This is a genomic window from Pseudoalteromonas sp. ESRF-bin5 (assembly GCF_002632075.1).
Taxonomy (GTDB): Bacteria; Pseudomonadota; Gammaproteobacteria; order Enterobacterales; family Alteromonadaceae; genus Pseudoalteromonas; species Pseudoalteromonas marina.
Genome location: NZ_NTLW01000252.1, coordinates 1 through 22,859, shown reverse-complemented (window position 1 = coordinate 22,859; position 22,859 = coordinate 1). Strand labels below are relative to the sequence as shown.

Annotated in this window: 18 protein-coding genes and 1 pseudogene; 13 read left to right on the top strand and 6 right to left on the bottom strand. The window is 39.0% G+C overall.

Annotated elements, in window-relative coordinates:
* Window positions 1–109: 109 nt before the first annotated feature.
* Complete coding sequence (locus BCG07_RS15605; protein ID WP_286891010.1) at window positions 110–1,372, bottom strand: hypothetical protein; 1,263 nt, start codon at window positions 1,370–1,372, stop codon at window positions 110–112.
* A gap of 234 nt (window positions 1,373–1,606) precedes the next feature.
* Here BCG07_RS15605 and BCG07_RS15600 point away from each other — a divergent pair, with 234 nt between their 5' ends.
* The 4 genes from BCG07_RS15600 (at window position 1,607) to BCG07_RS15585 (ending at window position 7,334) form a co-directional block, all read left to right on the top strand.
* On the top strand, window positions 1,607–2,422 hold the full coding sequence (locus tag BCG07_RS15600; protein WP_286891008.1) for an ABC transporter ATP-binding protein: 816 nt from the start codon (window positions 1,607–1,609) through the stop codon (window positions 2,420–2,422).
* Entirely contained in the window at window positions 2,422–3,870 is a 1,449-nt protein-coding gene (locus tag BCG07_RS15595; RefSeq protein ID WP_286891007.1) for an ABC transporter permease, read from the top strand. Before BCG07_RS15600 ends, BCG07_RS15595 begins: the two co-directional genes overlap by 1 nt.
* Complete coding sequence (locus tag BCG07_RS15590) at window positions 3,867–5,138, top strand: DUF3526 domain-containing protein (protein WP_203987194.1); 1,272 nt, start codon at window positions 3,867–3,869, stop codon at window positions 5,136–5,138. Before BCG07_RS15595 ends, BCG07_RS15590 begins: the two co-directional genes overlap by 4 nt.
* Before the next feature lie 84 nt (window positions 5,139–5,222).
* Window positions 5,223–7,334 (top strand): TonB-dependent siderophore receptor, encoded by a 2,112-nt coding sequence (locus BCG07_RS15585; RefSeq protein ID WP_286891004.1) that lies wholly within the window; start codon window positions 5,223–5,225, stop codon window positions 7,332–7,334.
* Window positions 7,335–7,416: 82 nt separating this feature from the next.
* On the opposite strand, the pseudogene BCG07_RS15580 reads toward BCG07_RS15585, so the two are convergent.
* Both BCG07_RS15580 and msrA read right to left on the bottom strand, forming a co-directional pair.
* Window positions 7,417–8,331, bottom strand: a pseudogene (locus tag BCG07_RS15580) (2OG-Fe(II) oxygenase family protein).
* A gap of 174 nt (window positions 8,332–8,505) precedes the next feature.
* Entirely contained in the window at window positions 8,506–9,105 is a 600-nt protein-coding gene (gene msrA / locus BCG07_RS15575) for a peptide-methionine (S)-S-oxide reductase MsrA (protein ID WP_039037031.1), read from the bottom strand.
* A gap of 226 nt (window positions 9,106–9,331) precedes the next feature.
* Between msrA and BCG07_RS15570 the strand changes: the two genes are divergently transcribed.
* Complete coding sequence (locus BCG07_RS15570; protein WP_006792974.1) at window positions 9,332–9,526, top strand: CPXCG motif-containing cysteine-rich protein; 195 nt, start codon at window positions 9,332–9,334, stop codon at window positions 9,524–9,526.
* 57 nt (window positions 9,527–9,583) lie between these two features.
* Here the strand turns inward: BCG07_RS15570 and BCG07_RS15565 are convergent, their stop codons facing one another.
* A complete protein-coding gene (locus BCG07_RS15565) occupies window positions 9,584–9,784 on the bottom strand; it encodes a hypothetical protein (RefSeq protein ID WP_006792973.1) in 201 nt (66 codons plus the stop codon).
* Between the two features lie 91 nt (window positions 9,785–9,875).
* Between BCG07_RS15565 and BCG07_RS15560 the strand changes: the two genes are divergently transcribed.
* Both BCG07_RS15560 and BCG07_RS15555 read left to right on the top strand, forming a co-directional pair.
* Window positions 9,876–10,364: a GNAT family N-acetyltransferase gene (locus tag BCG07_RS15560; protein ID WP_286891003.1), complete on the top strand. Its 489-nt coding sequence runs from the start codon at window positions 9,876–9,878 to the stop codon at window positions 10,362–10,364.
* 15 nt (window positions 10,365–10,379) lie between these two features.
* Window positions 10,380–11,261 (top strand): alpha/beta hydrolase, encoded by an 882-nt coding sequence (locus BCG07_RS15555; RefSeq protein WP_286891002.1) that lies wholly within the window; start codon window positions 10,380–10,382, stop codon window positions 11,259–11,261.
* Between the two features lie 208 nt (window positions 11,262–11,469).
* On the opposite strand, the gene BCG07_RS15550 is transcribed toward BCG07_RS15555, so the two are convergent.
* On the bottom strand, window positions 11,470–12,678 hold the full coding sequence (locus BCG07_RS15550) for a porin (protein WP_286891000.1): 1,209 nt from the start codon (window positions 12,676–12,678) through the stop codon (window positions 11,470–11,472).
* Between the two features lie 517 nt (window positions 12,679–13,195).
* Between BCG07_RS15550 and BCG07_RS15545 the strand changes: the two genes are divergently transcribed.
* The 5 genes from BCG07_RS15545 to BCG07_RS15525 all read left to right on the top strand — a co-directional run bounded on the left by BCG07_RS15545 (window position 13,196) and on the right by BCG07_RS15525 (window position 20,670).
* Window positions 13,196–14,785, top strand: a complete 1,590-nt coding sequence (locus BCG07_RS15545) for an ABC-F family ATPase (RefSeq protein ID WP_286891011.1) — start codon at window positions 13,196–13,198, stop codon at window positions 14,783–14,785.
* Window positions 14,786–14,990: 205 nt separating this feature from the next.
* Entirely contained in the window at window positions 14,991–15,473 is a 483-nt protein-coding gene (purE, locus tag BCG07_RS15540; protein ID WP_006792966.1) for a 5-(carboxyamino)imidazole ribonucleotide mutase, read from the top strand.
* A gap of 2 nt (window positions 15,474–15,475) precedes the next feature.
* Window positions 15,476–16,624, top strand: coding sequence for a 5-(carboxyamino)imidazole ribonucleotide synthase (locus BCG07_RS15535; protein ID WP_286890997.1), 1,149 nt, complete (start codon window positions 15,476–15,478; stop codon window positions 16,622–16,624).
* A gap of 261 nt (window positions 16,625–16,885) precedes the next feature.
* Complete coding sequence (locus tag BCG07_RS15530; protein WP_286890995.1) at window positions 16,886–18,049, top strand: endonuclease/exonuclease/phosphatase family protein; 1,164 nt, start codon at window positions 16,886–16,888, stop codon at window positions 18,047–18,049.
* A 119-nt stretch (window positions 18,050–18,168) separates the two neighbouring features.
* On the top strand, window positions 18,169–20,670 hold the full coding sequence (locus BCG07_RS15525; RefSeq protein WP_286890994.1) for a S9 family peptidase: 2,502 nt from the start codon (window positions 18,169–18,171) through the stop codon (window positions 20,668–20,670).
* A 44-nt stretch (window positions 20,671–20,714) separates the two neighbouring features.
* On the opposite strand, the gene rrtA is transcribed toward BCG07_RS15525, so the two are convergent.
* Entirely contained in the window at window positions 20,715–21,338 is a 624-nt protein-coding gene (gene rrtA / locus BCG07_RS15520) for a rhombosortase (protein WP_286890993.1), read from the bottom strand.
* A gap of 64 nt (window positions 21,339–21,402) precedes the next feature.
* Here rrtA and ggt point away from each other — a divergent pair.
* A partial coding sequence (gene ggt / locus BCG07_RS15515) for a gamma-glutamyltransferase (protein ID WP_286890991.1) occupies window positions 21,403–22,859 on the top strand: 1,457 nt, incomplete at its 3' end.

The following is a 22,859-nucleotide window of genomic DNA, read 5'->3' as shown; positions in this document are numbered from 1 at the left end:
TTTTTGTTTACCACTACAACAAATTCAGTAGACTCGGCATACATGCTAACAACTAGCAGAAACATGGAAAGTATTAAATTAAAGCAAAGGTTACGAGCGATTATCATAACTAAAAAACCATGCTAGCATTTAAGCTGAGTACATGTACTTTGTGACCTTTATCGACATCTGCAGGATTACTTAAGCTCCATAATCCCGCCCCAACTGGTTTTATATCAAAGCGATCTAGTTGAGCTTTTAGAGCTAACCGTTCTGACAGTTGCCATTTTACACCTACGTTTATCGAATGCTGATGTACATAGGGAATCTTAATTGAAGCTTGAGCAGCAAGAGCCAGTTGTTGTATTGGTTTTGATATTTGTTCAGGTGTACCGGGTGAGAAAACAGGGTCAATTACTTTAATTACATTGTGGCGGTTTTTTGCTGCAGAAAAGCTAGTGTAAAATATTGCATTGTTTACTCGGTAACCTGCGCTAATGTAACTGTTGAGAACTGATGGTGCAATTATCCAATCGGACTCTGAAATACCCATTTCAGATTGAATAAGCCAATTATCATAATCGTAAGTAAGCCCAAATGCAGCGTACTTTATACTATTTCCCTCGGTATTAAATTTGTTCGATATTGTTTGTGCTTGTGGCCATATTATTTGTGGTACTGAATCTAGTGAAGATATAAACTCATCCAATGCGGTTAGTTTGTAATCGCCAAAAGCGGACCTTGATAACGAAAAGCGCATTGTCCATGCATCTAAAGAGTATGTTGCACTGAGGGTTGTTAAGTTATCAAAATCAATAAAAAAATCGTCATTATAAGCGTGTATTTTTGCTGTAGAGCCACCATAAGCGAGTTTTAAGCGTAAGAAGCCATCGTTAATGGCTTTACTGTATTCAACGTCTATTCCATCAAAATTACCTGCAATGTTTGCAAACGAGTAATACGAATGAGGCGGGCGCACCCACAAGTAAGCGTATCCAACGTAAGGGTACTCAGAAAGTAAGTAAAGGTCGCTGTTTAACCTACCTGCGCGGATGGCCCAGTTACGTGATGGTCGGTAACGTACAAATGCAAGTTCTAAAAAATTATCAAAGCTTTTGAATGCATGATCTTGTATCACTATTTGAACTACAGAATCCCAGTTATTTGACAAAGATATATTTGCCTGGCCACCTAAAATTGAATCACGCGTAGCTGAAAAACCAGACTTGTTTACATTTGAATAATTAGATGCAAAGCCAATATCTGAGTCGTCAGTGTAACTAAGGGCAAAAGATGCAAATCCGCTAAATTGAACATCAATGTCATTTGCATAGCTTCTATCAGTTGCAGATATTGCCATTAATACGATGATAATGAAGCCTATGATCCGCATGTTATCCTGTGTTTATTTAATTAAACATAATAAAAAGATAGCACAATATCTTAAATTACCAACTCGCCAGAATGCTAGGGTTGATGGTCTGTGATCACGCTTTTAGTGTCATATTATTTTACACGTTCAGCTGCTTGAAATATTGATTAAAAATACAATGTTATATTGTTGCAATTAATTGTTGTTATAGTATAACATCCTCCACATTGAATTTTTCTTTAATAGAGTGTGAATGTGACAACACCTACTGCAATTAATCAAACATCACAAGTAGAACCTCAACGAGCTGAAAAAAATAGCAATTTTTTATTAAATGGTACTCATAGAATTAAAGGTGAAGCCATTATTGAAGTGGACTCGCTAAGTTTTAGTATTAAAAATAACGCCATTTTAAAAAACTTAAATTTTACTGTGGGCTCAGGCGAAATTTATGCACTACTTGGCGGTAACGGTGCGGGTAAATCAACCACGTTAAAAACGTTACTGGGTTTTAATAAACCAACAAAAGGCTCGGTAAAAGTAGCGGGTAAAGAGGTGAGCAAAGCACTTGACTTTGTTCGCACTAAAACGGCGTACTTACCTGAGTCTGCAACGTTATACCCGCATTTAACAGCACGCGAAAACGTAAAATACTTTTTGTCACTTGCTGATATTAATAAAACAGATGAGCAGATTAATGCCGCGTTTAACCGTGTAGCGCTGCAACAGGCTGCATGGGAGCGTCCTATGCAAACTTATTCTAAAGGCATGAAGCAAAAAACCGCGATTGCATTGGCTATTTTACGTGAAGCCCCGATATTTTTACTTGATGAACCTACCTCGGGCCTTGACCCTGTTGCCATAGATGAGTTTAACCAGTTAGTGCGCGAGCTTGCATTAACGGGTGCTACTATTTTAATGGTTACGCATGATGTATACGGCGCCTGCCAAGTAGCTAACCGTATTGGGTTACTAAGAGCTGGTGAGCTGGTGGGCGAATTTGACGCGCCAGAAAACGGCCGCATTGATACCGAACAAGTGCACGCAGCCTTTGCGCAAAGAGGCGCGTAATGAGTATAAATAACTTTTCAAAGGTGGTTATAGTTGCCAAAGATGAATGGCGCTATTGGCTTCGCTCAAAACTAGCAATGACCGTTTTAGCTATTGGTTTATTGCTTACGCTTTCATCGGTTGTGGTGACCGCAATTACTATGCTTAAACTAAGCCATGATCGCCATGAACTTCAATCAAATGCCGAGCAAAGCTTTGTTGAACAGCCCGATCGTCATCCACACAGAATGGTGCATTACGGGCACTATGCCTTTAGAACGCCTTCACCACTAAGCATCCTCGACCCAGGTATTGACGCATACACAGGTAACTCAATATTTTTAGAAGGGCATAGGCAAAATAGTGCAATGTTCGCCGATCAACGACAAGGTACAGCGCTTACTAAATTAGGTAGCTTAACGCCTGCTTTTATAGTGCAAACATTAGCGCCGTTACTGCTTATATTAATTGGCTACAGCTCTATTAGTCGTGAGCGTGAATCGCAAACTCTGTCGTATTTATTAGCGCAAGGCACGTCGGGTATTACGCTTATTGCCGGTAAAGGTTTAGCGTTGCTTTCGGTAGTGGGCTTAGTTATTGCGCCACTGGCTGTATCGGCTTTGTTTACGGTATCTGCGGGAGAAAGCTTATTAGCCGTTGCCAGTTTTGTTGTCGGTTACGCTTTATATTTAACTGTGTGGGTATTACTGATTTTACTCGCATCGAGCGTGTTTAGTAAAAACAGTGGTAGTTTTACGGCGCTTGCGTTTGTATGGATTTTACTGTGTATTGTTATGCCGCGAGTAGCAAGTACTACGGCCTCAACGGCTGTGCCATCTGCCGGTAAAATAGAAACCGATTTTGCTGTTAAAGCCGAGCTTAGAAAACTAGGCGATGGCCATAACACTAACGACCCTGCATTTAAGCAATTTAAACAATCACTCCTTAAAAAGTACAACGTAAATAGCATTGATGAGCTGCCAGTAAACTTTAGAGGTTTAGTAGCCAGTGGATCAGAGGCTAAACAAGCCAACGTACTAAACCAATTTGCTGAGCAACGTATGCAAGCCGAACTTAAGCAAACGCAGGTATCGCGTTATTTTGGTTGGGTATCCCCTATGGTGGCTATTCGCTCGCTTTCTATGATTGTGGTGGGTACAAGTATAGAAACGCATCATCGCTTTTTACGCGAAACTGAGCAACTTCGTTTTGATTTTGTGCAAGGGCTTAACAAAGTTCATATTGAAGAGCTTGATTACAAAGTTGACATGAACCGAAACGCCAATGCTGCAGCCACTAAAAAAGCACGTGTAAGCGCTCAAAACTGGCAAATACTTCAAGACTTTAATTTTAATGTGGACAGTGCAGATGTTCGCGCACAAAGAAGTGTACCTGCTTTTTTACAGTTATTACTGTGGATTGTAGTACTTGTCGGCGGTATGAAATTTGTAGGAAAACGTTTGTTATGAGCTATTTAATTACACAACTTATGCGTGAATGGGGCTTTTTACTGCGCCAAAAATACGTAGTGGTATTACTACTGTGTAGCTTTATTTTATCGGGTTTTGCTATTTACAGCGGTTTAAGTGAAGTAAGCGCACAGCAGCAAACAATAGAGCGTTTAAAAGCAGCAGATCAAAGCGACCGCGCTAAAGTACAGAAAAAGCAAAGCGATGCAGGCATGTTAGCGTATTACAGCTTTCATTTAACGTACTCGCAGCCATCTAAATTGGCATTTGCTGCCTTAGGTGAGCGCGATATATTCCCATGGAAACACCGCATTAATTTATTAGCACTTGAGGGGCAAATTTACGAAAGCGATGCACAAAATGCTGAGCTGGCTCAGGCCGGTAAAATAGATTTTGTGTTCGTAATTAGTGCGCTAGCGCCACTGGTTATTATTTTGCTGTTTCATGATTTATTTGCCAGCGAGCGTACCAGCGGTAGGCACGATTTATTAGTCACTACAGCTAAGTCTTACTTTGCTTTGTGGGGCGCTCGTATAACCGTAAGGTTTGTAGCAATAACAGTGTGTTTAATGCTGCCATTTTTTGTGGGTGCATTTATAGCTGGGGCAAGCGGGTTTGAAGTGGCGTATGTATCGCTGTTGTGTATTGCCTACCTTGCATTTTGGACTGCACTAAGCGTGTGGTGGGGTAAAAATGCAACCAGTGCGCCACGTGTTGCCTCTAGCTTAATTGGTTTGTGGGTGTTGTTTGCTTTTATTATTCCTATTTTAGGCGACCTTGCTATAAACAAGTCAGTGCATTCGCCTAAAGGTGGCGACATTATGCTTACTCAACGCGAGGCCGTAAATGATGCGTGGGATTTACCAAAATCTGCCACTATGCAGCCTTTCATTAAAGAGTACCCAGCGCTTGCACCATATATTGATATGAAAAGCGAATTTGAATGGAAGTGGTATTACGCATTTCAACAAATGGGCGATTTAAAAGCGGCAGAGCTTTCAAAGGCCTATCGCGACGCAGCCGCTAAAAAATACCAGTTAGCCGGTTTTGTATCTTGGGTTTCGCCACCGCTGTTATTGCAGCGCAGCTTAACCCGTGCTGCCAATACCGATTCAATTGCCGCGTATGCTTATGAGCAGCAAATTAGAGATTATCATCAACAATTACGAGAGTTTTACTACCCGTGGTTATTTTACCAAGGCGACCCAACTAAAGCAGCCCTTGAAAACATGCCACGCTTTGAAAACACCACACAAAGCGGCAACTAAAAATACAGCGCTAAACGTACCTGTTTAGCGCGATTAAAAATACTACATAACTATAAAATACTTACATTACTCACAAGGTTCACAATGAAAACCAATACAAAAGGGCTCAAGCTCACCTATTTAAGTACTTGCTTAGTAAGCTTATTTAGCAGCCACGTTATGGCCGCTGAGCAAAACCAGCAAAATAAAAGCGTAAAGGATGACGCAATTGAAAAAGTAACCGTTGTTGCATCTCGCCAGGCATATCAAGGTAACTTTAGCCCTTTAGAAACACCGCAGTCAGAGCTTAAAATTGATTTAGAAGCCCTTGAAAACGCAGGCGCAGTAAGCCTTGATCAAGCGCTTGATTTATCAGCCTCGGTTGCGCGACAAAACAACTTTGGTGGGCTGTGGAATAGCTTTTCGTTACGTGGCTTTGTAGGTGACGAAAACCTGCCAAGTAACTACTTAGTAAATGGCTTTAATGCAGGACGTGGCTTTGGAGGCTCACGTGATTTGTCGGGTATTGAGTCGGTAGAGGTTTTAAAAGGTCCGCGAGCGGCTTTATTTGGCCGTGGTGAACCAGGTGGCACCGTAAACTTAGTTACTAAACGTCCAACGTTTGACACCGCAGGCGAAATTAAACTCTCTGTAGGTAGTTTTGATACTTACCGCGCCGATATTGATTACACTACAGCGTTTAACGACGACGTAGCAATTAGACTGGTTGGTTTTTACGAAGACGCCGAAAGCTTTAGAGATACCATAGAAACCACTAAGCAAGGCTTTAGCCCGTCAATCGTGTGGAATATTAATAATAACAGCCAACTAATATACGAACTTGAATATAGCGACCAAGAAGTACCGTTTGATAGAGGTGTATTAGCCATAGATGGCGAGCTTGGCCTTATACCTGAAAGCCGCTTTTTAGGTGAGCCGGGCGATGGCCCAATTGAAGCCGATGTACTGGGGCACCAGTTAGAATATATTCATGACTTTGATGATAGCTGGAGCATTTTATTTGGTGCCAACTACCGCGATACTTCTTTAGAAGGCTTTGCAACCGAAACCGGCTTTGGTGGTGTAGTTAATGACGAAGTAAACCGCTTTAGACGCTATCGTGATTACGATTCTACTTATCAAGTACTGAGAGCTGAAGTGAGCGGTAACGTTAACGTAGGAGGCTTTGAAAATCGTTTAATAATCGGAATAGATACCGATAAATTTGAAAATGATCAATTTGCACTGCGTGTACGTGGCGATCAATACATTAATGTATTTAACCCTGTTTACGGCGCGTATGCATTACCAACGCCAACATCAAATACTGACCGCGTAGAAATTCAAGAATCGGTAGGGGTATTCATTCAAGACCAAATAAGCCTAACAGATAAGTTAGATATACGTATTGGTGCACGTTTTGATGATTACGAGCAGCGCTTAAATAACCGCTTAGTTAACACCAACACTAAACAAACTGAGTCGCGCGTGAGCCCGCAGTTTGGTGTGGTTTATGAAGCAAGTGATTATGTATCTGTTTATGGTGCTTACGGTGAAAACTTCCGTCCGCTTTCAGGTTCCGATGCTAATGGTAATGGTTTTGAGCCAAACCAATCTGCATCTGCTGAGCTTGGTGTTAAATTTACATTAAACGATGGCGCATTATTTGGTACTGTTGCCGTGTTTAAAGTAGAGCAAGACAACATGCTAGTAGTAGACGATGCAACAGCGTTTACTTACGCAGCCATTGGTGAAGCACAAAGTAGAGGGATAGAAATAGACCTAACGGGTGAGCTTACAGATACGCTTGAAATTTGGGCGTCGTATGCCTATGTTGATGCAACAATCGAAAACTCATTTTCTGATGCTAACTTTGGTTACACAGTAGAAGCGGGTGCATCACTATTAAACGTGCCTGAGCAACAGCTTAGTTTACAGTTAGTGCAATCTACAGCGCTTTACGGTAAAGCCATTAAGTTTGGTGGTGGTTTGTTACATGTGGGTAAGCGTAACGGCTTTTTTGGTACCGACTTTGAGTTACCAAGTTACACAACAGCACGTGTTTTTGTAAATTACGATGTGACAGACAAAATTGGCATTGCGGCTGAGGTAAATAACCTGTTTGATGAAACGTATTACACAAACTCGTTTGCCGATGCGTGGGTACAACCTGGTACACCAAGAAACGTTAAGTTTTCTGCAGCATATAGATTTTGAATTTAAGTAAGTCATACAATGAAAAGGCTGCTTTTGATAGCAGCCTTTTATACAGTTAGTTTCTCTTTCAATAGTATTAATACTAAAAGGGTACATAACCGTCAGGAATTGATTGTGGCGTAGTCCAGCGCTCTTTTGCATCTATATGATTACGTTGTGCACCATGTGCTGGTAAGCGGCCTCGGTCACCAAATAACCACATTACAAAATTTGTTCTATCACCTGTTAGGATAGGTTTAGCAGCATGAGCAACATTGCCACGGTGTATCATTGCACAACCCGGGTTAAAACTGAGCTGAGTGACTTTACCTGTTTGTTGGTCATAAAAGTCGAGTTCTGATCCTGTAAATTTTTCTTCAGGTAAATTTAAATTAATATTTAACGTGACCGCTGACGCATCGGTATGTGGGCGAATAGACGCATCTGTGTTGGGATCGTAGTAAATAGAAAACCCAATTGTTTGCGTGTCATAACCCATAATCTCAGGGAACAATAAGCGAGAAATGGGTCTCATATAATTGTTTAAGATCTCATTGTAAAATGCCTGAAAATTTGGCGCTGCTAAATAACCACTTGAACGCTTATCAAGCATTACACCCCGCCTGTTTAATACAATTCAGTATGGTGGGCGCATAGGGATATCAGAGCTCCACACTTGCTCAAGGTAACCGCGTAAATCAGATAGACGCTCTGGGTCAAAAAATTGAAACTCGTACACATCTGGTGCTACTTCTTTAAGAAGCGATTTTACTAAATGTTCTTTAGTAGGATCTTGCCAAGCTTTAGTAATCGCTTCGCGTAAGTTTTTATCAAGCAAAGAATCATCGAGTGTAAAAGCTGATTGATTAAGTTCGCTTAGTTCCCATTCACTCCAAGCATTTGTTATTAACTCGTTATTGTTTGACCAAAACTGTTGAACTGAATGCTCACGGTTTAACATAGCTTGACGTGTTGGTAAATCAAGTGCTCTGGCTAGTTGTAATTGATTAGTTTTCATATTGTGTCACTCCAGTTATTGAATACAGGTTTAACAATTTAGGAGTCTATTTTATTGGTGTAATTAAAATTAATAAATAGCACTTTAAAGTAAACAGTATATATAAAAAATTAATAATAGAGTGGCTTAAGCTTAAAAGGCTACACAAAATGCAGCCTGATTTAACAGCAGCTATTAATGGGTGACTCTGTCGCCCCATATATCTTCAAGACGGCTGTCACGACCACATCGCCAACGATATGTGTTGTAGCGAATAGGATTATTTTTATAATAATCCTGATGGTAGCTTTCTTTTCCTTTAATGGGATAAAAGGTGGAGGCGTTTAGTATAGGCGTTACTACTGTTTGATTAGGAAACTCATTCACAACGGCCTGTTTGGTTTGTTCAGCTATTTTACGTTCTTGCTCGTTAGCTACAAAAATCGCGCTTAAATAGCTAGGGCCTTTATCACAAAATTGGCCTTTGGCATCAAAGGGATCAATATTCACCCAATAGTGATCAAGTATGCCTTTGTAGCTGACTACTTGCGGGTCGTAAGTAATTTGTACTGCCTCGTAATGGCCTTTGTGGTTACCACTGTAGGTTGGGTTTTTAAGCTTACCGCCTGTAAAGCCTGATATTACATCTTTTACACCTTCAAGCTTTTCAAAGTCGCTTTCCATACACCAAAAACACCCGCCGGCTAAAACCGCTTTTTCGGTTTTTGCAGCATGAGTAAAAGTGCTAAATAAAATTGCGGCAGATGTTAATGCAAGCGTAAGTGATTTTTTCATATAATAATCTACCTCTAGTATGAGTTTAAATACATATTCTTTATAGCTAGACCTGCTAACTGTTATTACTATTTCATTGTTTAGTAGGCTAGGTGCAAAGTAATGTACGTAATACTTTGTAATTAAAGCCACATTTCGAATAAGTAACCCACATAACACTATGTTGTATTATTAAAGCGTGTTTATTAAAGTGGAAACATTGATGAATAAAATTAGCAGGTGTTAAATGAACCAGTTAACCGAAAAATCGATAAACTGCCCGTATTGCGGCGAAAGCATTGAAGTATTACTTGATGCGGCTGATATTGATGAACAATATATAGAAGACTGCCAAGTATGCTGTAAGCCAATTACATTTGTCGTTTTTGAACATGATGATGATTTGAACGTAAACGTTTACGATGAAGACGATACGTTTTAAATTGGCGCAAATTATAAAAAAGGCTGCATAACTGCAGCCTTTTCTATTGATGGAGCGTTAGCTATTTTGTTCTCGAGCTAGCTGGTTAGGGAGTAGCTCTTCAATAATTTCACGTGCTGGTAATGTGTAACGTGTGCCATCAAACATGACTGAGGTAAACTCATTTATATTAGTAATGCCGGTTAGGGTCCAACCTTCACCACGTTTAGGGCAGTAAACTGTTGTTGTTGGTTGTATCACTTTAAAGTCGTCACTCATGATTGGCTGCTCTCAATTTAATGCTTGTTAATACGGTATGGTAAGTTAATAATACGCGTTCATAAAGTGCTATTTAATTTTGTATTACAACATGTATAAAAATTTGGCTACACCTCGTGTCACGCTTCGGTTAATATCCCATAAAGATGCTGCCAGTATGCATGCTATTTTAAATAATCCTCTTGTTAGCCAGTTTAATGACTACACAACACCCCTTAGCAAAAGTGATATTAAACAATTAATACAAAATGATATTAGCAGCTATTATGAGGGAGAAGTTATACGCTTTACGATTAAACAGAATACCCTCAATAAAGTAATTGGTAGTTGTGGTCTGTATAAAATTAATAAAGAAACAAGAACCGCATTTTTGGGTTTTGAATTAGATCCTGAATTTTGGCAACAGGGCTACATGAAAGAAACGCTGCAAACTTTAATTCCAAAACTTGTTATGCATTACGAGTTAATAATGCTTTACGCAGAGGTTAACAAAGCTAATACGGCTTCGTGCAAGTTACTTGAGGGACTAGGGTTTACTAATAACGAAAATATTTGGTTTTGTAGTCTTAAAAATAATTAGTAAAAAGAGAGATACATGTCTTTAAAAATTAATAAAAACTATCTAATTAACCTCGTATTAGCTGTCATTACGTTAAGCTTACTTATTTTAGGCGGTCGCTACTACAATCATTATGTATCGGCTTATACAGACATTACACTTGATTCAAAAATTTTAAATGAATCGCGTAAGGTATTTATTAGGCTACCCGTTAACTACGATACCAATAAAGTTTATTCGTTAATAATAAAAACCGATGGTAACTTTAACCTAGATACGTGGAATGAAACATTAGCGTCACTCTCAAACAAAGCAAAGGCCGAACAAGCTATATTGGTATCAATCCCTAACTTGTTTTTTACGGCTACTCGAAATCGTGATTTGGTACCTCCTTATGCTCGCCAAGACGTTAATACCCAAGCGCCTGCAACAAACAATATAGAACCCAACGGAGAAGCAGATAAGTTTTTACAGTTTATAGAGTTAGAATTATTACCTTATTTGACTAATCGATTTAAATTAAACAATAACCGTATTTTAAGTGGGTTTTCTGCTGGTGGCAGTTTTGTGTTATATACACTTCATACTAAACCGGATCTGTTTAATGGCTATTTCGCGTTTAGTCCTGCCGCATGGTATGACGATATGACGGTAGTAAACAAAGTTGACTCGTTTTTACAGGCGTCGAATAAAATGTTTAAAAAGCCAACGTATTTGTTTTTATCGGTAGGTGAGGAAGAGCATCCACTTATGTTGGAGGCGTATAGTAATTTAGAGCAAGCATTAAAGGCCAGCCCTAACGAGCACTTAAAGTGGGAATCTATTATTAATCCCAATGCGGAGCATAACGATAATCCAAGACTAAGTGTTGCAGATGCGTTAGGTGGATATCAAAAGTTTTTAAATGAAAGGCCTTAATATGTTGCTAAACCAAGCATTTTAAACAGCCTACAAAATATATATAGGTTTGCTTTAAGTAACTTTATGCAAAACCCATAAAGAACACATCATACAATATGTGGTAAAAGCTAATCTTAGCAGGTGATTGTTTATGAGAAATAATAAGCAAGAGTGAGGTTAGGGCACAGCGCCCTAAGTCACTAGAGCGCGAAAGGGTAATTGCTTTCTACAATTGATATCTAAATCCAAATGCGATGCCGTCATCTTCTGACTGCTCCATTTGTGCTTGCTGATCTTTATCATTGCTTTCAAAGTCACTAAAATCTTTACGTGCTTCTATATACGCAATTGTGTCTTCGTCAATTAAATAATGAACACCAATAACAGCAAATTGACGTTTAAATACATCGTTCGGATCGGTATTAAAGTTTGGCTGAATAACGTAATCATCGCCTGCATCAAATACGTTGTAGGCAATAAAAGGGCGAACATCGTTATCAAAGCGGTACGATGCAAATGTTTCTATACCTATTGCGTCTTTAATTAAGCGACCCAGATTATCGGTGTCATGATTTTTGTTTTTATTAATATTAGCTGCAAAATAAAGACCTTTTTGATCTACGCGACCCCACATAATGCCTGCACCATATATTAGGTCTTCAACATTTTGTGTGGTGCCATCACCGTAAGTCAAATCAAACTCGCCTCGGTTTACACCAGCTGTAAGCGTTATCATGTCAGTAGGGGTATAAGTAACCGAAGCACCAAATGTGTAGTTAAATTCTACTTGTTGGGCAGCTGTATCGCCTGCATTCCAAAACGTTTCGCATTCTTGTTCTGTAATGTCACTAACGTCACAGGTATAAAACTCGCTGTTTTTGAGCTGTGCTTGCAGTGTAAAACTTAAGTCATTGTAGCTATTACGATATTGAATAAGTTTATCGCCTCGGCCCGTACCGTTTACTGCGCCATCGTCCTTGTTATAGGTATAAACACCCGCTGCATTACCATCCCATACAAAGCTGTTATTTGTGCTATAAACAACGTCGTACCATGCACCCCATTGCTTACCAATTGTAATTTGCCCGTATTTATCATGCGAGAGGCCGGCATAGCCTAAACGGTTATATAAAAATTCATCCTGGATTGATTCAAAGCGATTGTTGTAAATAATATCGCTACTACCTACAGGGTTTACACCCCATTCAACTAGTCCTAAGGCTTTCCAGCCTTGCTTAAGTTTTCGATCAATTTTAAAATTTATACGTGATGTACCGTTCACGACTTCAGTTTGGTTTTGCGTATTTATTACTCTTACGTCTATAAAACCACCCACACTCATTGAATTGCGCTCGTCCGTGTATATGTTTACTTCAGAGAATACTGAAGGGCTAACTATTATTGCTACTAGCATTGATGTTAGTTTCAATTTCATTGTGTGTTTCCTTGTTTGCGATGTGGTTAATCATAAGTGCAGGGCACACTAGCAAACACCTTTGTTTGTCAAAAGTGAAAAAACATCATCGAAATTTTTTACATAATAGGTAGACATTCACGCTGAGTTAATTGTGTTTTTAAGTTGTTATGAATGTGTATTTTTATAGTAAATACACAAGTGGTTTGAAAATTTACAACCTTAAAAACATTTAATTATTGTGATGATTTTTCAAGTTAGCTATTAATTATGTTTCTAGTATAAAAACTCTAATTCTTATGTTTTTCAATTAAATAGCATAACCTTACTTAATTTTTAAAAATTTATATGAGCATGGCTATTTAGCCTTAAATTTAATATTAACAATGAGGTAAATACAAAATAAAATAAGAAATCTATACTCTTAATCATTAAGTTTTGGTGCTTGGTAAGTTTGATTTGTGATAGAAAAATAGGCCATTTTGGTTTAAACTGCGCGCAATTTAAATACATCCTGTCTCCCTTGGAGGGTAGCGCTATTATTAGTACAGCTAACATCACCATGCAATTTGGTGCTAAACCGTTATTTGAAAATATCTCAGCAAAATTTGGCGAAGGAAACCGTTACGGTTTAATTGGTGCAAATGGTTGTGGTAAATCAACATTTATGAAAATACTCAGTGGTGAACTAGAGCCATCTTCGGGTAACGTAAGCACTGATCCAAATGAGCGTGTTGCTAAACTAAATCAAGACCAGTTTGCTTACGAAGAATACTCTGTAATTGATACTGTGATCATGGGTCACAAAGAGTTATGGGCTATTAAACAAGAACGTGATCGTATTTATTCTTTACCTGAAATGAGTGAAGAAGACGGTATGAAAGTAGCCGATCTTGAAACTGAATTTGCTGAAATGGATGGTTACTCAGCCGAGTCTAAAGCGGGTGAGCTTTTATTAGGTGTTGGTATTGCTACTGAGCAGCACTATGGTCCTATGTCAGAAATTGCACCGGGTTTTAAACTTCGAGTGTTACTTGCACAGGTTCTGTTTTCTGACCCTGATATTATGCTACTTGATGAGCCTACCAATAACTTGGACATATACACTATCAAGTGGTTAGAAGATGTATTGAATCAACGCGATTGTACTATGATCATCATTTCGCATGACCGTCACTTCTTAAACTCTGTTTGTACACACATGGCCGACATAGATTACGGTGAGCTACGTATTTACCCAGGTAACTACGACGAATACATGTTTGCAGCAACGCAGGCACGTGAACGCCTACTAAGTGAAAATGCTAAGAAGAAAAGTCAAATTGCCGAGCTCCAGCAGTTTGTATCACGCTTCTCGGCTAATGCTTCAAAAGCTAAACAAGCCACATCGCGTGCCAAGCGTATCGATAAAATTCAGTTAGACGAAGTAAAAGCATCATCTCGTCAAACACCGTTTATTCGTTTTGACCAAGAAAAACAACTTTTCCGCAACGCGCTAGAAATGACAAGTATTAGTCAAGGTTTTGAAGACAATACTTTATTCTCAGGCCTTGAAGGTTTAGTAGAAGTTGGCGAGCGTATCGCCATAATTGGTGAAAACGGCGTAGGTAAAACAACGTTACTTAACACGTTAGCAGGTAAACTTACACCACAGGCAGGTGAATTTAAGTGGTCTGAAAACGCTAACATTGGCTACTATGCGCAAGACCACGCTGACGAATTCGAAAAAGACATGAATTTGTTTGAGTGGATGGAGCAATGGCAGCAAGAAGGCGACGATGAACAAGTTGTTCGTAGTTTCTTAGGTCGTATGTTGTTCTCACAGAACGATATTAAAAAGTCGGTAAAAGTAATATCAGGTGGTGAGCAAGGCCGTATGTTGTTTGGCAAAATTATGATGCATAAACCAAACATACTTTTAATGGATGAGCCAACCAACCACATGGATATGGAATCGATTGAAGCACTAAACTTAGCCCTTGAAGCATACGAAGGCACTTTACTTTTTGTATCGCATGACCGACAGTTTGTCTCTTCTGTTGCAACCCGTATATGGGAAATTAAATACGGTAAAATAATCGACTTTAGAGGTAATTACTCTGAGTACCTAGCAAGTAAAGAAGCGTAATTACGTTGTAATTTCAGATTTACAAAAAGCCATGTTTAACATGGCTTTTTTTGTTTTTGTTGCGTGTTAATTATTTATAAAAAATTAGCCTTTAATCTTCATTTAATACCATTCGAACCTCGCAAATTAAACGTGTTTGGGTATAATACCCGCCTAAAACCGGACATAAGTCCGCTATTTTAAAATACATTACTGAGGAGTATTTATGACTGTTGGCATTATTATGGGTTCTAAGTCAGATTGGCCAACCATGGAACACGCTGCACTGATGCTAGAGCAGTTTGGTATTAAGTACGAAACCAAAGTTGTATCCGCACACCGCACTCCTCAATTACTTGCTGATTATGCAAGCTCTGCTGCAGAACGTGGAATTAAAGTTATTATTGCCGGCGCAGGTGGCGCAGCCCATTTACCGGGTATGGCAGCGGCTTTTACATCTGTTCCTGTTTTAGGCGTTCCTGTGAAATCAAAGGCATTAAATGGTGTTGATTCTCTATTGTCAATTTGCCAAATGCCAAAAGGAGTAGCAGTAGGTACCTTAGCAATTGGTGAACCAGGCGCTGCAAACGCAGGCTTATTAGCCGCACAAATTTTAGGGTGCCATAACCCCGACATTTTTGAAAAAATCGAAGCGTTTCGTAAAAATCAAACAGACACAATATTAGCCAACCCAAACCCTGCAGAGTAACAATGAATATTTTAATTTTAGGTGCAGGACAACTTGCACGTATGATGAGCCTTGCAGGCGCTCCGCTTAATTTGAATGTAGTTGCCTACGATGTGGGAACTAAACAAATTAAGCACCCGCTAACGGGTGAGATTTACACTACTTCACTTGAACAAGCTATTAGTGACGCTGATGCAATCACAGCAGAATTTGAACATATTCCTGATGATGTATTAACGCTATGCTGCAACAGTAATAAGTTTTATCCGGGTAAAGCTGCAATTAAAACGGGTGGCGATAGAGCACTAGAAAAAGCGTTACTTAACAAAACCGGTGTTGAATGCGCGCCTTATCAGTTAATTACAGAAAAAGCACATTTGGAGTTGGCCGCTAAAAACCTGGGTAAGCCACTTGTTATAAAAACCTGCCAAGCAGGGTACGATGGTAAAGGGCAGTGGCGTTTAAAATCTGATGATCAAATTGATGAAATTTGGTCTGAAATGGCTGAGTTTATAGCATCGGGAACACAAGATGCACCGCATACCATTATTGCTGAAAAAATGATCCCGTTTGATCGAGAAGTATCGATTATTGGCGCACGAGATAAGCACGGTAATGTTGCAATTTATCCATTAACAGAAAACGAGCACACCAACGGTGTGTTAACACTGTCGGTTGCGGGTAAAAATAACCAAAATGTTGAAGCTCAAGCAAACGATGCATTTACAAAAATTGCAAACGAACTTAACTATGTAGGTGTATTGGCCATTGAGTTTTTTGATGTAATGGGCACACTATTAGTCAATGAAATTGCACCGCGTGTACATAACTCAGGTCATTGGACGCAGCAAGGTTGCCATTGTTCGCAATTTGAAAATCATATGCGTGCCGTTGCAGGTTTACCACTTGGTAATACTGAGCTTAAACATATTACGGCTATGATCAATGTACTCGGACAAGCAAGTATCCCTGCTGAGGTACTTACATTACCTGATGTGACAAGTCATTGGTACGGTAAAACGGCGAAGCCAGGTCGTAAAATGGGTCATATAAATGTATCGGCTCATAATATGAATGACCTGTCAGATAAGTTAAGCCAATTAACTGATTATTTACCAGAACACGATTACCCGGGAATTTTAAAAACGGCAGAAAAACTCATTCTAGGCTAGGATTGGTTTTTTGTATGGCTAAAGCTATATGGTCTAGTAGGTTATGATTAGGGAAGCCTTATTACTGTTTTGCACATGGATGTTATTTAGGGATTGAGCAGGTCTTAGAAGCAGTTACTGTCCGACTAGTTCAAAACTTAGCGAATACAAACAATGGAATAATAAAAGCCGAGTAAACTCGGCTTTTTTTTGCCTGAAAAAACAAAAACAGGTTACATTATTAAATAATCAAAATTGCTTTTCTATAAGTAGGATAATTAAATGAAATTTGATCTAACGTTTGGTGCGTTGCTAACAGCTGCTTCATTGAGTCTCAATGCGTACGCAACGGATACAATTCGTGTTGCAACGTTTAATGTAAGTATGGATGCCACAAATTACACCGCCAAAGGCGAGCCTATTAAAAGTGATGCCTTAGTCAACGCGCTTACCTCAAACACACAACAGATTAAAAATATTGCAGAAATTATTCAGCGCGTTCGCCCTGATATTATTTTACTGAACGAATTTGATTTTGTTCCTAAAGAGCAAGGTATTGATTACTTTAAAACGCATTACTTAGCCGTAAGCCAAAACAAGCAAAAAGCCATAGATTATCCTTATTCTTATATAGCCCCGGTCAATACTGGCCTTGCGACAGAGTTTGACCTAGATAACGATGGTAAAAAAAGTAAAGTAATGGGTGATGCCCAAGGCTTTGGCTTTTTTGAAGGGCATTATGGTATGGCTATATTATCGAAATACCCAATCGATTTTGACAAAATCAGAACGCTTCAAACTTTTAAATACAAAGATATGCCTAATGCAAAAATGCCGTTAATGCCAAAAACAGGCGAGAATTGGTATAACGCACAAGAGTGGCAAGCGCTTAGATTAAGTTCTAAATCGTTTTGGGATGTCCCCGTAGTTATTGATAACAAAGCAGTGCATATATTGGCGTCTCACCCTACGCCTCCTGTGTTTGACGGCGAAGAAGATAGAAATGGTAAACGTAACCATGACGAAATTAGATTAATTGCCGACTACGTAGCCAATGCAGAGTACCTATATGATGATAATGGCAACAAAGGTGGGCTAGATGCTCAGTCACGTTTTGTTATTTTAGGGGATTTAAACGCAGCACCAGAAGGTGATAAAGCGCGTTTAGAAACAACAGATCAATTGCTAAAAAATCCATTAATTAATGCACAGTTTGTACCTAAAAGTGCAGGCGCTAAACAGCAATATGAACTTGCCTATGCACAACACTTTACTGCCAATTGGCAAGCACGAGTAGACTATGTATTGCCATCAACTTACGGTTTAGACATTAAAGAAGGCGGGGTATTTTGGCCAGTTGAATCAAACGAACAATATCGCTTAATTAAAGATAGAAGTGCATCAAGCGATCATCGCCTAGTATGGCTAGATTTAGTGATTAAATAATTAAGGCTTAAGTAAACTGAGCTTTACCCTGTTAAATGGCTATTTATCTTAAAAAATTGCATTAACTTTAGTGCTTCTGCTTAAATACCCGTTAATTATAATAACGGTATAGAAGCACTATGATTTTTAATTTTTCTTCATCTAAAACGTTAGTAGCATTAGCTGTTGCCTCAAGCGTAATGCTTGCGGGCTGTAGTGCAACTGCAAACACAGCCTCAACAAATAATGCTTTGGAAAAAAACAAAGTTGAAGCGGTGGTGAGTACACCTGCCGATGTTGGTTCAGAAAAAATAACTTTAAAACAAGCAATGGCCGATCCTGATTGGATAGGCAACCAACCACAAAATGCCTTTTGGGCTGCTGATTCAGCAACAATTATTTATTCTCAAAAGCAACAAGGTAGCACATTACGTGACTTATTTAGCCAGTCTGTAACGTCACAAACCGCAGAACAAATAGCATTAAATAAACTACATACACTGGGTGCTAGAAACGCGGTTTATTCAAACGACAAAGCTCTGCAAGCCTACGTTTTTAAAGGCAATGTGTTTGTAAAAAATATTAAAACTAACACACTGCGCCAAATAACCCATAGCACAGCTAACGAATCTAATCCGCAGTTTTTAAACGATGGTACATTGGCTTATCGCCAAGGAAATATATTTTTTAAAGTTGATTTAGTAACGGGGTTAACACAAGAAATTGCTAACTTAAAACTTGCTGATAAACCAAAAGGAATTAGCGAGCCAAGTTCGTACATTGCAAAAGAGCAGCATAAGCTTATTGAATACATTGCTCTTGAACACAAAAATAAAAAAGACCAACACGCACGTAACGCAAAAATAAACGAACAAAATACTTCTGTAGCAAATACAAGTTACTATTTAGGCAAAGGTAATAAAGTTGATAACGTAGAACTTTCACCCAATGGAGATGCGTTACTAGTTGTCGTAAAAAAACAATCAAGTTGGCGAAGTGACACCGATATAATGCCACATTATGTGACTGACGACGCCACCATAGCACCTAAAAAAGTGCGCCGTCGCATAGCTGATGCAAAAGAAGAAACATCGCAAGTTATATATATTAATTTAAATGATAAAACACAAAACACACTAGCGTTTGATTCGCTGCCAGGTTTTGATGAAGATGTATTAGCAAGTGTAAAGCAAGAAAATTATGCACGATTAGGTAATACCTACGATTCAAAGAATTCACCACGCGCTATTAACTTGATCACAAATTGGGGATTAGGACAAAGCCCAATAGTTTGGAATAACGATGGTTCGCAAGTTGCTATTATGCTTGAAGCGTGGGACAACAAAGATCGCTGGATTGCGACCGTAGATTTTGAAAACAATAAACTGGTGTCGCAGCATCGTTTACATGACGACGCATGGATCGCTTATGCATTTAATAATTTTGGCTGGTTGAATAACGCAAACACGCTTTATTACCTTTCAGAAGAGTCTGGGTACAGCCAGCTTTATAAAAAACCATTAAACGGTAACGCCGTTGCGTTAACTCAGGGTGAGTTTGAGGTATCAAACCCAACAGTTACAAGCGATGATTCTGCTATTTATTACAAAGCTAATGTTGAACACCCTGGTCTATACGAAATTTTCCGTGTAGATCCACAAACAGCTAAAAGTGAAAAAATTACTGATCTAAATGGCATGACCGACTATACGCTAAGTCCAGATGAAGAAAAATTACTGCTTGTTCATTCAAAAATTACTATGCCTAGCGAGCTATATATTGCGGATGCTAAAGCAAATGCAACGCCAACACGTTTAACTAATACAGTATCAAGCGCTTTTTTATCTAAAAAATTAACTGCACCAAAAATAGTTGCAGTGCCGTCTAGCCATACTGATGCGCCAATATATGCCAAGGTATACTACCCAGCTGATTACGTAGAGGGCGAAGGTGGTAAAACACGTAAAGCAGTTATTTTTAATCACGGTGCAGGTTATTTACAAAACTCACATATGGGTTGGTCTGTGTACTTTAGAGAGTTTATGTTTCATTCATTATTAGCTGATGAAGGTTACGTGGTGATGGATATGGACTACCGTGCATCTAAAGGGTATGGCCGCGACTGGCGTACAGCTATTTATCGTCAAATGGGCACACCAGAAACACAAGATTTAGCTGACGGTGTTAAATGGATGGCTGAAAATGCTAACGTCGACACGCAAGCAGTAGGCACCTACGGTGGTTCTTATGGTGGTTTTATGACCTTTATGGCATTATTTACTGCACCAGAGTTGTTTCAGTCAGGTGCAGCACTTCGCCCGGTAACTGATTGGGCACACTACAATACTGCTTATACTGGCAATATTTTAAACCATCCAGATGTAGATCCCATTGCATACGAGCGTAGCTCACCTATTTACTTTGCAGAAGGTTTAAATAAGCCACTGTTGATCAATGCACCAATGGTAGACGATAACGTATTTTTTCAAGACTCAGTACGCTTAGTTCAGCGTTTAATTGAGCTTGAAAAAGAGAACTTTGAAACGGCTATCTTCCCAGTTGAGCCACATGGTTTTGTGCAACCGTCAAGTTGGTTAGATGAATACCGCCGCATTTATAAACTATTCAAAGACACTCTTTAAATAAACAATGTAAAACGCCACTTTAGTTAAAGTGGCGTTTTTATTTAACCTTTGGCCCTATTTTTATGATATTTAATAACAAGCTCGATACCTAACAATGATCCACCAATAGCACCAATTAAATGAGCATCTATTGCAACGGTCGAATTAATAAGCTCGCCAATATCAGCACTTGGACCACTCAATTGCTCATATGCTATTTTTACCCACACACCGATGAATAATAAATATCCCGATTTAAGCCCTTGTGTAATATCTTTTACTGCGCCCCAAATAATAACACCGTGTAACAGCGCGCTTAAACCTGTATAGATATGTATGTCTGGGCAATAAAAATACACGCCTAAACCGCACCAAAGCGCTAAAGTGATTGTATTTAGAAAGTACCGGGTAGGGGTAGTATACTCACCATGTAATAACCAAATTAAAAAAATCCCGCTTATATTTAACCCCAAATGGGCCCAATTTGCGTGTACAAATTGGCTAGTAAAAATACGCCAAAACTCACCTTTGTTAACTAATGTTCGGTTAAATTCTAGTAAATTATTTAAATCAAATGCAGCAAAAATAGTGCTAAAAAGTATCAATAATAAAGGTGGTAAAATATAACGAGGCTGTATAGGTAAATTAAGCATTTTATTGTATTTTTTTAGTATTAATTTTTGCATATTGTGCCCGTTTAACTTTAAGATGCCAATTACCTATTGTAATTAAGTGTTTTTAGTATTTTTTATGCATTTTAAACTTAACTCATTATTTGCTATCGGCTTAGGTGTGCTGTCTTTGCCGGTGCTGTCAAAAGAACCCACAAAAGTAGAAGTTCGCGAACCAGAAGCTACCACATCAATTAGTTCTAAGCAGATTGTTGTAGGTGACAAATACATGGTTGCCGCGGCAAATCCGTATGCATCTCAAGCGGGACAGCAAATATTAGCAAAAGGCGGCAGTGCAGTTGATGCAGCAATAGCCACTCAACTTGTTTTAACACTTGTTGAGCCTCAGTCATCGGGTATTGGTGGCGGTACATTTATGATGTACTACAACAAAGCAAATAATAAGTTAACCAGCTTTGATGGAAGAGAAACGGCCCCTAAAAATGCGAATGAAAATTTATTTTTAAATAAGCATGGCAAAGCGGTCAAATGGATAGAAGCCGTTGTAGGCGGTCGTTCTGTAGGCGTCCCTGGTGTTCTACATGCCTTTGCAAATGCGCATAAGCACTATGGTTTATTACCTTGGGAACAGCTATTTAAACCGGCTATTGAACTTGCTGAACAAGGGTTTGTTGTATCGCCTCGATTACATGGTTTGTTAGCTCGCCAGCTAAATCCAGGTGTTATGAGTATGCCAGTGATAAATGAATACTTTTACCCAAATGGTAAACTCATTGAGGCCGGTACCGTTAAAAAAAATCAGCCGCTTGCTGATTTATACAAAGCCATTGCTAATGAAGGCATTGATGCGTTTTATAAAGGTGAAAATGCAAAAAAAATGGTAAGTGCGGTACAAAATTCAAAAATTGCACCCGGTAAATTAACTCAGCAAGACCTTGCACAATACAAAAGCAAAGAACGCGATGCAGTTTGTATAAAATACCGTGTTTATAACGTATGTTCTATGGCACCACCAAGTAGTGGCGGTGTGGCTGTTTTACAAATACTAGGGTTACTAGAGCATACAAATATTTCTGCCTTAAAGCCTAACAGCGAACAAGCAATTCACTACTTCAGCCAAGCGTCGCGTATTGCCTTTGCCGATAGAAATGTATATATGGGTGACCCAGATTTTACTGAGGTACCAACTCAAGCGCTATTAAACAAAAGCTACATTAAATCACGCGCAACACTCATAACCGAAAAAGATCAGCATGCAGTTGCCGGCGACCCCGTTAACTACTTAAGTTATGCACAAGATGATTCGTATGAACTCCCTTCAACATCGCATGTCTCTATTGTTGATAGCTTTGGTAATGCAGTATCAATGACCAGCTCAATAGAAATGGCATTTGGCTCTACAGTTATGGTTAATGGTTATATTTTAAATAATCAGTTAACCGATTTCTCACTTTCTCCTCGTAAAAACGGTAAGTTAGTTGCTAATCGTGTAGAGCCAGGAAAACGCCCGCGCAGTTCTATGTCACCGGTTATGGTTTTTAATGAAGATGGTAGCTTACGTTTAGTTGTAGGATC

What these genes read in the sequence shown, in the direction of transcription:
- BCG07_RS15525 (WP_286890994.1), top strand. Translation starts at nt 18,169, where the DNA reads ATGATTTTTAATTTTTCTTCATCTAAAACGTTAGTAGCATTAGCTGTT.
- BCG07_RS15605 (WP_286891010.1), bottom strand. Translation starts at nt 1,372, where the DNA reads ATGCGGATCATAGGCTTCATTATCATCGTATTAATGGCAATATCTGCA.
- BCG07_RS15590 (WP_203987194.1), top strand. Translation starts at nt 3,867, where the DNA reads ATGAGCTATTTAATTACACAACTTATGCGTGAATGGGGCTTTTTACTG.
- BCG07_RS15530 (WP_286890995.1), top strand. Translation starts at nt 16,886, where the DNA reads ATGAAATTTGATCTAACGTTTGGTGCGTTGCTAACAGCTGCTTCATTG.
- BCG07_RS15535 (WP_286890997.1), top strand. Translation starts at nt 15,476, where the DNA reads ATGAATATTTTAATTTTAGGTGCAGGACAACTTGCACGTATGATGAGC.
- BCG07_RS15560 (WP_286891003.1), top strand. Translation starts at nt 9,876, where the DNA reads ATGTATAAAAATTTGGCTACACCTCGTGTCACGCTTCGGTTAATATCC.
- msrA (WP_039037031.1), bottom strand. Translation starts at nt 9,105, where the DNA reads ATGAAAAAATCACTTACGCTTGCATTAACATCTGCCGCAATTTTATTT.
- BCG07_RS15585 (WP_286891004.1), top strand. Translation starts at nt 5,223, where the DNA reads ATGAAAACCAATACAAAAGGGCTCAAGCTCACCTATTTAAGTACTTGC.
- BCG07_RS15595 (WP_286891007.1), top strand. Translation starts at nt 2,422, where the DNA reads ATGAGTATAAATAACTTTTCAAAGGTGGTTATAGTTGCCAAAGATGAA.
- rrtA (WP_286890993.1), bottom strand. Translation starts at nt 21,338, where the DNA reads ATGCAAAAATTAATACTAAAAAAATACAATAAAATGCTTAATTTACCT.
- BCG07_RS15550 (WP_286891000.1), bottom strand. Translation starts at nt 12,678, where the DNA reads ATGAAATTGAAACTAACATCAATGCTAGTAGCAATAATAGTTAGCCCT.
- BCG07_RS15565 (WP_006792973.1), bottom strand. Translation starts at nt 9,784, where the DNA reads ATGAGTGACGACTTTAAAGTGATACAACCAACAACAACAGTTTACTGC.
- BCG07_RS15570 (WP_006792974.1), top strand. Translation starts at nt 9,332, where the DNA reads ATGAACCAGTTAACCGAAAAATCGATAAACTGCCCGTATTGCGGCGAA.
- BCG07_RS15555 (WP_286891002.1), top strand. Translation starts at nt 10,380, where the DNA reads ATGTCTTTAAAAATTAATAAAAACTATCTAATTAACCTCGTATTAGCT.
- purE (WP_006792966.1), top strand. Translation starts at nt 14,991, where the DNA reads ATGACTGTTGGCATTATTATGGGTTCTAAGTCAGATTGGCCAACCATG.